The organism is Hyphomicrobium sp. (assembly GCF_036833075.1).
Taxonomy (GTDB): domain Bacteria; phylum Pseudomonadota; class Alphaproteobacteria; order Rhizobiales; family Hyphomicrobiaceae; genus Hyphomicrobium_C.
Window position 1 is genome coordinate 1 of the sequence record NZ_DAITQL010000125.1, and the last position, 8972, is coordinate 8972.

The 8972-nt window shown below is 62.2% G+C and carries 8 protein-coding genes and 1 pseudogene; 2 read left to right on the forward strand and 7 right to left on the reverse strand.

Translation table 11 applies throughout. The features are described from left to right. Positions 1-357 precede the first annotated feature (357 nt). On the reverse strand, positions 358-1119 hold the full coding sequence (locus V7082_RS20610; protein WP_334151489.1) for an SDR family oxidoreductase: 762 nt from the start codon (positions 1117-1119) through the stop codon (positions 358-360). Positions 1120-1189: 70 nt separating this feature from the next. Beyond that, positions 1190-2371, reverse strand: coding sequence for an MFS transporter (locus V7082_RS20615; RefSeq protein ID WP_334151490.1), 1182 nt, complete (start codon positions 2369-2371; stop codon positions 1190-1192). A 91-nt stretch (positions 2372-2462) separates the two neighbouring features. On the opposite strand from V7082_RS20615, the gene V7082_RS20620 reads away from it, so the two are divergent. Continuing rightward, positions 2463-3401: a LysR substrate-binding domain-containing protein gene (locus V7082_RS20620; RefSeq protein WP_334151491.1), complete on the forward strand. Its 939-nt coding sequence runs from the start codon at positions 2463-2465 to the stop codon at positions 3399-3401. Positions 3402-3497: 96 nt separating this feature from the next. Here V7082_RS20620 and V7082_RS20625 read toward each other — a convergent pair whose 3' ends face one another. Further along, entirely contained in the window at positions 3498-4259 is a 762-nt protein-coding gene (locus V7082_RS20625; protein WP_334151492.1) for an SDR family NAD(P)-dependent oxidoreductase, read from the reverse strand. A gap of 101 nt (positions 4260-4360) precedes the next feature. Between V7082_RS20625 and V7082_RS20630 the strand changes: the two genes are divergently transcribed. Beyond that, positions 4361-5251, forward strand: a complete 891-nt coding sequence (locus tag V7082_RS20630) for a LysR family transcriptional regulator (RefSeq protein WP_334151494.1) — start codon at positions 4361-4363, stop codon at positions 5249-5251. Here V7082_RS20630 and V7082_RS20635 read toward each other — a convergent pair. From V7082_RS20635 to V7082_RS20650, 4 genes and pseudogenes are all read right to left on the reverse strand, one after another. Then, entirely contained in the window at positions 5248-7311 is a 2064-nt protein-coding gene (locus V7082_RS20635; RefSeq protein ID WP_334151495.1) for a relaxase/mobilization nuclease domain-containing protein, read from the reverse strand. The two genes, V7082_RS20630 and V7082_RS20635, sit on opposite strands and share 4 nt — an antisense overlap. Positions 7312-7624: 313 nt before the next feature. Further along, positions 7625-8527, reverse strand: coding sequence for a lytic transglycosylase domain-containing protein (locus V7082_RS20640; RefSeq protein WP_334151497.1), 903 nt, complete (start codon positions 8525-8527; stop codon positions 7625-7627). Positions 8528-8530: 3 nt separating this feature from the next. Further along, positions 8531-8863, reverse strand: a complete 333-nt coding sequence (locus V7082_RS20645; protein ID WP_334151499.1) for a DUF736 domain-containing protein — start codon at positions 8861-8863, stop codon at positions 8531-8533. A gap of 27 nt (positions 8864-8890) precedes the next feature. Next, a pseudogene (locus V7082_RS20650) lies at positions 8891-8972 on the reverse strand (S26 family signal peptidase); the annotation flags it as partial.

The following is an 8972-nucleotide window of genomic DNA, read 5'->3' on the forward strand; positions in this document are numbered from 1 at the left end:
CAGCTCCTGGCTGAGACCAGCATCGCGCAACCAGCGAGCCGGTGCGCCTGATGGCGCCAGCACGTCTTGAGGCTCGGAAGCCCTACGACGGACGGTTGCCGGTAGATCCAGAGCAAGACGGCCAGAATTGAAACGGAATTCATCTATGTTGATCATGCAAACCATATAAACCGGTTTGTTAGGTTTTTCAAGTTTTCATTATCTGAGCGTCACCTGCCGACTACTGCCTCCACGCGGACATCCTGTCTACGACGTGCGGAGCCACTTTCACGCTACGCCGCCTCTGGAAGCACTGTTGCCGCGAACTCGTTCACGCGCCTGCGGCGCGCGCCAACAGCTTTCGCACAGCTCCGTCGTTCACTTGCCGCCGGTGACGTCCAGGAATGTACCGGTGATGAAAGACGCTTCGTCACTCGCCAGCCACACAATCGCGCGGGCGACTTCTTCGGGCTGACCACCCCTTCCCATGGGAATCGTGTCCCTGACCCGATCCACCCGTCCGGGCTCTCCGCCGCTGGCGTGCATCTCGGTATAGATATGGCCGGGACGAATGCAGCAGACGCGTATCCCTTCCCGCGCAACTTCCTTGGTGAAGCCGATTGTGAATGTTTCGAGAGCACCCTTCGAGGCGGCGTAGTCGACATATTCGTTCGGACTGCCGAGCCGGGCCGATGCCGACGAGATGTTGATCACGACACCACCCCGCCCGTTGTAGCGGGTAGACATCCGCTTGGCCGCCTGCTGGGCACAGAGCATCGGGCCGATCGCGTTGACCGCGAATATCCGTTGCATGCGCTCGAAGCTGAGGCTTTCCAGCCGGGATTGCTTCGCAATGATTCCGGCATTGTTCACCAGTACATCGATCCGGCCAAACTCCCGGTCGATGGTGGAGAAAAGCTGGGTAATTTGCTCGGGGTCGGCACTGTCTGCACGCACGGCCAAAGCCCTGCGCCCGGCGGCTTCCACATCGGCAGTGACCGCATGAGCGGCGGCCTCATTGGAGACAAAAGTGACGACGACATCGTAGCCTTTGGTCGCGGCAAGCCGCGCAGTCGCAGCACCCACGCCGCGGCTTCCTCCGGTTATCAACATCAGGGGTGTCTGCGAAACTGTATTCATTGTCTGGCCTTTCTCAAGGGATTGAATGAGGCCAGCCAAGAGCCGGCCGGTTATTTGAGCCTCAGACTGATTACGCGGCTCTTGTGGCCTCGGCTGCTGGGCTTCGCAGGTAGCGGCCTAACGCCATTACGAGTGGAATGATCAGAACGGCGGTGGTGGCCGCTGCAAGAACGCCGACTGTGCGGGAGCTGTGATCGGCAATGGCGCCATAAAGGATCGGGGCGAGGCCACCGGAGCCGATAACGCTCGTATAGAAGATCGCGAAAGCCCGACCTGTATCGCCGTCCGAAAGTTCAGGCACGGTGCCGTAGAGCACCGACGATGTGCCGTTGAGAACAACGCCGAGCAGCGGCAGCAAGATGAGCGTCAAGGGAAGCGGCGTGAACAGCGTCGCGACGATCAGCGAGGCTGTCGTGGCCTCTGCTATCATCACGGTCCTGACGACGCCCAGTCTTTCTCCAAGGTCGCCAAAAACCGCTTTCCCGAACGCGCCACCGATAAACAGCAGGGCAAGAGCGACGCCTACCGTCGGTAGGCCACCACCGCGTCCCTGAACAAGAAAGGGAAGAAACAGCAGATACCCCATGCGGGTGGCGGTATCGAAGCCGCCAATCACCGTCAGAATACGGAAGCCGCGGCGTTGACGGCTGATCGTGGCCTGCTTTCTACCTTCCATGGAGGAGGAAACGGAGGGCACCAGTTGCACCAAGGTGAAGATCAGGACGATTCCGAGCATCGCCATCAATCCGAGCACCGGTTGCCAGGTAAGAACCGTCAGCAGTAGCGCAACGAGCGCCGGCAACACCGCCTTTCCAAGATCGCCCGCGAAATTATAGATACCGAGAGGGCGTCGCGCGGCATCCCCATAACTGTCGGTGACAAGCATGGAAGCGCGCGGATGCTGAATGCTCGACCCAATACCTGCTACGACGAGGCCGACGCAAAGTCCCGCCAGTCCCAATGGCAGAGCCATGATCACCAGGCCGGATGCCGCGATTGCTGTCGAGAGGATCAGCGCAGCGCGCGGTGACCAGCCGCGAAGAAGCCGATTGGCAGGTAGCTGAAGACCGCCCATGGTCGCGTAATAGAGGGCACGGATAACGGCAAGCGCTGCATAGGAAAGCCCGAACTGCGCCTGCCATACCGGCATGAAGGCATAGAGGGCGTCCGTGTAACCATCATGCAGGGCATGTGTGAGACTTGCTCCGACAAGGCTACGTTTTTGATTATTCCATCGATTCCTGCGGTTCATCTCTCACTGTTCTGCCCGGAGTGTTGGTTACCCTGCCATGCTTGGCCATCTTCTCATTCGACGGTATACGCGTGAGCTTTCATCGACTAGTATGGATTTGCTCACTCATATCGTTCCCTTTTCTCACGGTTACAGGATGCGTCGCCTTCCCCCTTTGAATGCCCTGCGCATATTCGAAGTCGCTGCCCGGACGGGGAGCTATGCCGAGGCGGGAGCTGAACTTGGCCTCACCCATGGCGCAGTGAGCCGGCAGATCGCTGCATTGGAAGGCTGGCTGGGGCAGAAGCTGTTCGTGCGGGATGGTCGCCGAATGGTCGCTACGCCGACTGCCAAAATCTTCGCCGCCGAGGTCGGGCTTTCATTCGACCGTCTGGCTGTCGCAGCGGAAGCCTGCGGTCGCCCGAACGCGCGTCGCATTCTGCGCGTGAGTGCCCCGACTAGCTTGGCAATGCGCTGGCTCATCCCCCGGCTTGGTTGCTACCACGCCGATCATCCGCATGTCGAAGTCGTCGTTACCACCGTGTCCTGCGTGCAGGAAGAATTGCGCGGTGGCGTCGATCTCTCGATCCGGCGGGGCGTTGCGCGGGCCGATACCTGGCCCCAGCATCATGTCGTCCCGGTGCTGGACGACGTGGATACGTTGATTATGAGTCCTGCCTTGTTTGCCGAGCGCCCGATCCTCAAGCCTGCGGACATTGAGGGGCATATGCTGCTTGCCAGTGAGACGCGTCCCGGCGATTGGGTGAACTGGCTTGAGGCGGCAGACCTCCAGCATCTGGCCGGACTGCCGCGTCAGACATTTGACCACTTCTTCGTCGCCCGCCAGGCGGTGGAAGACGGGCTTGGCATCGGGATCGGCCCACTCCCCATGCTGGATATCGACATTGCCAGCGGAAGGTTGATGACGCCTCTGCCGGACATCCGGGTTCCTAGGACGGGATATGTCGCCGTTATCCCTCGCCAGGCCGATTCTGGAAATCTGGTTCGCGGTTTCGTTGACTGGCTCGTTTCAGAGGCGAGCGACGACTGACGAAGTTCAGCGGAGCACTGGCAGTGTCTTTAGTTGCCTGCTCGGTCCGGGCCATCCCTCTCGGGATGTAGGCAGGATCGTCGCGGAAGAATATCCTTAGATCCGCATCCCGCCGGAAACCTCGATCCGCTGTGCGTTTACCCACCGGTTATCCTCCGACAGAAGCGAGGCGATCATCGGTCCTATGTCGTCAGGCTGCCCTGGCCGACCGAGAGCGGTCATACCGGCAATAGCCTTGGCGACGTCGGGATTGTCGCGCACCACACCGCCGCTGAAATCGGTCGCAATGGCGCCGGGTGCAACGCAGTTCGCGGCGATACGCCGCGCGCCCAGCTCGAACGCCATATACTTGGTCATCGTTTCTACCGCCGCTTTCATCGTCGCATAAGCGGCGCGGTTCGCCATGATAATCCGGGTCAGGCCGGAAGAGATATTCACGATGCGACCACCATCCCTGATCAAGGGCGCAAGCTTCTGGGTGAGGAAGAAAACGCCCTTCACATGTATCCGATAGAGCGTATCGAATTCGTCTTCCTGCGCATTCAGGAAACCCATGCCGCTGGAATTGCCGGCATTGTTGATGAGGTAGTCGAATTTCTCGGCGCCGAGGATCTGTAGTGTCCGCTGGACGCTGTCGACGAATGCGTCGAAGCTGCCGGTATCACCCGTGTCGAGCTGAAGCGCCACGGCCTTGCCGCCAGCCTTCTCGATCAGACTGACGACCTTGTCGGCTTCCGACCTGTTCGTGTTGTAGGTGAAGATCGAAGTAACGCCGCGATGGGCGAGCGCTTCGACGGTGGCGCGACCCAGGCCGCGGCTGCCGCCGGTAACCAGTGCGATGGGAACATGCATTGTCATAAGGACCTCCTGAGATTGATGATCCCGATATAGATGCGCGGTCCAAACGGGATTAGATCGCGATTGCCGCTCATACTGTTTTGCCATACAGAATAATCTTCATGGATAGATTGTCCTCTATGGAATTATTCGTGCGGATCGTTGAGCGAGCCAGCTTCAGCGCAGCCGCCGCCGATATCGGCGTTTCGCGTCCCGTCGCGACCGCTACGGTCAAGGACCTGGAACGGCGGCTTGGCACACGTCTGCTCCAGCGCACCACCCGGCACGTCCAGCCAACCGTCGAGGGAGAAATCTATTATCGCCGCTGCCTGGCCATTCTCGCGGATATCGAGGATGCCGACAGGAGCACGAGCGGAGCCGTGACCGGCCTCCTACGGGTCGATGTTGCTGGCAACCTTGCTCGAACGATGTTGTTACCCGCATTGTCGGCTTTTCTCGCCCAGCATCCGTCACTCACTGTCCATCTCAGAGAAAGTGAACGTTATGTCGATCTGGTGCGTGAGGGCGTTGATTGCGTCGTCCGCAGTGGGCAGCTTTCCGACAGCGACATGATCGCTCGACCTATCGGCGTCATGGAGGAAATCACCTGCGCGAGCCCCGACTATCTGGCAAGGCACGGTATTCCATCGTCACCCGACGCCCTCGAAGGCCACATGATGATCGGCTTCGTGTCATCGCGCACCGACCGCGTTATGCCGCTCGAGTTCACGATGGATGGAAAGACCGTCGAGGTCTCGCTACCGTCGCGTGTTCTGGTTTCCGGTGCGGATATGAATGCAGAGGCGGCACGTCTCGGACTTGGCTTGGCGCAGGCACCGCGCAGTCGATTCGAAGATGATCTTGCCTCAGGCGCTCTCGTAGAAGTATTGTCCGAGTTTACGCCGCTATCAACGCCCATTTCTGTGCTGTATCCCAGTAATCGTCATCTTTCTCAGCGGGTGCTCGTGTTTGTCGACTGGCTTATCGCCACGCTGAAACCCTCGTTGTCCTAAATGCTTAGCCCTCTCTGTTTTCCCAACTGCCAGGACACCGCTCCGCCCTGAACTATGCCCGCGACCTCGCGGCCGAGCTGGCGGTCGATGACCGGCCGCCAAGGGACAAGCGTGAACTCATGCGCCTTCTCGACAACGGCAAACTTGCCACTGGATAGCTGCACGATGCCGGTGAACTTGCCGCTGATATTCTCGCCGTCCGTGGCCACCCGGAACGGCAGCGCCTTGCTCTCAGCCATCTCCGCGCCGACGCGGGCGACTTCGCGTTCGCGCAGCGTGGCAAGAAGGCTGCGCCGGTAGAAGATGCGGCCATCCCGCGTTCGGGTGGCGTCGCCCTGTTCGATATGGTGTTCGCGCCGCTGGTCCATGGCGTCGCGCACCTGTTGCCCGAATCCGGTCGGAGCGATATCCGATGCGTCAGGCGTCACCAGCCGCCGGTCGAGCCAGGTCGCGCCGTCCGAACCGATCTGGCTTTCCAGATCGAAGGTCGAAATGACGCGGATGCTGGCCTGCCGGTTGCGGCCGGCATCATAGGCGGCGGCGTGGCTCTCGAAATCCTCGGGAATGCGCCATAGATCGGCGTCGATCCGCTCGACGATTCCGGCGCGGCGCAGCGCTTCCAGCCGCCGGACATGAGAATCGACAAAGCCCTCATAGTCGCCGCCCGGAACGCGGCCCTCGAATTTCGCCTGTTCGAGATGGCGGCTCGGCCGGTAGATGCCATCCTCGGCGATGGACGCTATCGCGCGGTCGGATGGCCGCTGCGCCGTATCGGCCGGGCCGATCTCGATGACGCTGCCGATCCGGGCATCTTCGACGCGGGTGGGGTCGATACCCGGAACGTGATGCGTCCGGCCGTCGATGCCGTCCACCACAAGGGTCAAGTTCTCGCCCATCTCGTCGCTGAGATATTTGTCCACGACGCGACCGACAATGGGCGTCTCGGGCGGGGCATCATGAAGCCGGAACGTCATGGGATCGCGCTCCAGCCCATCGGCCTTCAGCGCCTTGTGCATGTTGCGGATGATGTCGCCACGCTCGCCCAGCTCGCGCAAGGTCGGCTCCATCCGCTCGCTCAATTCCCAGACGCCAGGCGCATGTTCGGTGGCGAGGCCCATCTGCTCCAGCTTGCCCAAGCGGCGCAGGCGTAGCGTCCGGTCGAACTGGCGACGCGGATCGGCGGGTTCATGGCGCAGGTCTAGGAACCGCTCGTCGGCTTCCTCCGTCATGGCGCGGTCGATCCGGGTGAAACGATCCTGGTCTTTCTCGGCCGATAGCTTGCGGCTCTGCTCGATCTCGGTCACGGGACCAAGCTCCAGCGTGGTCAGCTCGCTCGCCCGCTCGCGAATGCCGTTGGCGAGATAGTCGCCGTTGATGACCAGATTCTCTCCCAGGTCGTCCTTGCCCCGGACGATGACATGCGCATGGGGATGGCCGGTGTTGTAGTGATTGACCGCGACCCAATCGAGCTTAGTGCCAAGGTCGGTTTCGATCTTGCGCATGAGGTCGCGGGTGTGCGCCGTCAGGTCGGTCAGGTCCGCACCATCCTCCGGCGAAACGATGAACCGGAACTGGTGCCGATCCTCCTTGCCGCGATCAAGGAAGGCATCGCCATCGGCGCGTTCCTCGGTCGCGGAATAGAGCTGGCCGCGTTCGCCGTCGCGTGACGTGCCGTCGCGCTGGATATAACGCAGATGGGCAGCGGCCTTGCCATTCCTACCGGCGTTCTGGACGTAGCGGGTCTTGACGACGACGCGGCGCATTCCCGGCGTGCTGTGCTTCCAGCCGCCCGACAAGGTTCGGGCACGGACGAACGACGCACCGCGTCCACGCTTGAGGCCCGGCCCGCCACTAGTCCGAGATGCCTTGCCGCCCTTGGCGCTGGCTGACGATCTGGAGCGCAGCGAGGATGATGCGGATGACCGCGACGGGCTGTTGCTGTGCTGGCGGGCGAGTTTCTTCGCCTGAGTGAAAAAGCTCCTGGTCTTGCCCGCCTTCGGCGTGTCGGATCGGATGCGGCCGGGCTTTGGCCGGAAGCGATCTTCGTCGTCGGCGCTCATGGCTGCGCCACCGGCCAAAATCGCGGAAAATCGGGCAATCGGCGGCCATGGTGCCGGTCAAAATCCTGCAAAGCCAAGAGTTTGCGCCAGATCGCGGCACGCGAGGCCGAAAAGCACGGTGCCGCTCGCGGCCCCGCAAAACAGTGTGCAGACAAGGGCTTGCCCAGAAACCGGCCCAACAGGGTGCCGGTTTGCTTTATCTTGCCCTCCCTTCCTTCCGGCCTTTCCGCCCAACCTGCCCGGAATCCAGCCAGACACGAACCTGCCTGATTGGCCACTGAAACGCCCGCGCCCGGGTGCAGGAACGCCGTCCTCATGGCGCTCCCCCGTCATCAGCGCGGGCGACGAAAATGCTGCCGTCCTGCGGCTCCGTGCGGGCGAGATCGCGCACCGGAACGGTCGCGCGGGTGTCGCCGGGCTGCGCCTCGGATGACGGTGCAGCGGCAATCCGCATGTCATCGGGGCGCATGACGAACAGCGGAGCCTCGCGCCAGTCGGGCGGGGGTGCAGGTGCTGCGACGGGCGATGCCGATGCGGTCGAGCCGCCGATAACCGGCACCAGAGCGGCGACATAGGCGTGGGTTTCGGCGGGCAATGTCCGGCCCGTCGAGAGATATTCGTCATAGCGGCCGGGACCGGCATTATAGGCGGCGAGCATGGCGGCGACATTGCCGTATCGGTCCCACATCTCGCGCAGATAGGCCGCGCCCGCCATGATGTTGTCGCGCGGGTCGTAGGGATCGCGGCCGAGCCGGTAGCGAACGCGCAGGCCCGCCCAGGTGTCGGGCATGACCTGCATCAATCCCATCGCCCCGGCCATTGAGACCGCGCTCACATCGCCATTGCTTTCAGCGCGCAGCACGCCACGAATCCAGTGTTCTGGAATACCGAATCTCTGCGACGCCTCCGCGATGTGGGCGGCATATGGGTCAGCGGCGACCGGACGGACAATCGGCGCAGATTGCGCGACCGCGCCGCCCGATCCGGTGCAGATGGAAAGCGCCCCGGCGACCAACAGGACGGCACAACGCCATGTCGTCCTGTCTCCGCTACGCCACCAGCCTGCCAGCGTGCTCGCTGCGGTCAAGGGTACGCGCGAGGCGCCGGCCTGTGGCCGCCCCTGACCTTCGCTGCGCGCGCCGGTCGTCCAGTCGGCGAGCGGGACGAAGGGATGAGACGGCTTTTCCGCGAACAAAGGGATGACCGGAATGAGCACGGATCAGCTCCGATCCTCGCGCGCCCTTGGCCGCTTCCAGACCAGCCGGAAGGTGTGCCCCTCGTCGTCGACCTGGAACAGAGCCGGACGAAACAGCGCGGAGAAAAGCGGGCTGTCGATCTCCAGAGCGATGTAATCTCCGGCCCGCTCGCCGACACGTTTCCAGGCACCACCGATGTCGGGGCCGTCCTCGTCGTCGAGATGGATGCGGTAATCCGGCGCTTTCTCGGCGTCGCCCGGTTCGATGGCGACGAGCACGATTGCCTCGTCTATGCCGAAATGTCGGACGCGGCCCGCGTAGCCGTTGGCAGTGGGTTCAAAGATGGTGGATGACATTGTCAGGTTCCTTTCGATGGTGGGGGTTCAGTGCGTTGGCGCGCGCCATTCGTGGCGGCCGTCGCCTTCCTCATCGGTCCAGAGCGGGACCGCCCGGCCGATGACGGAA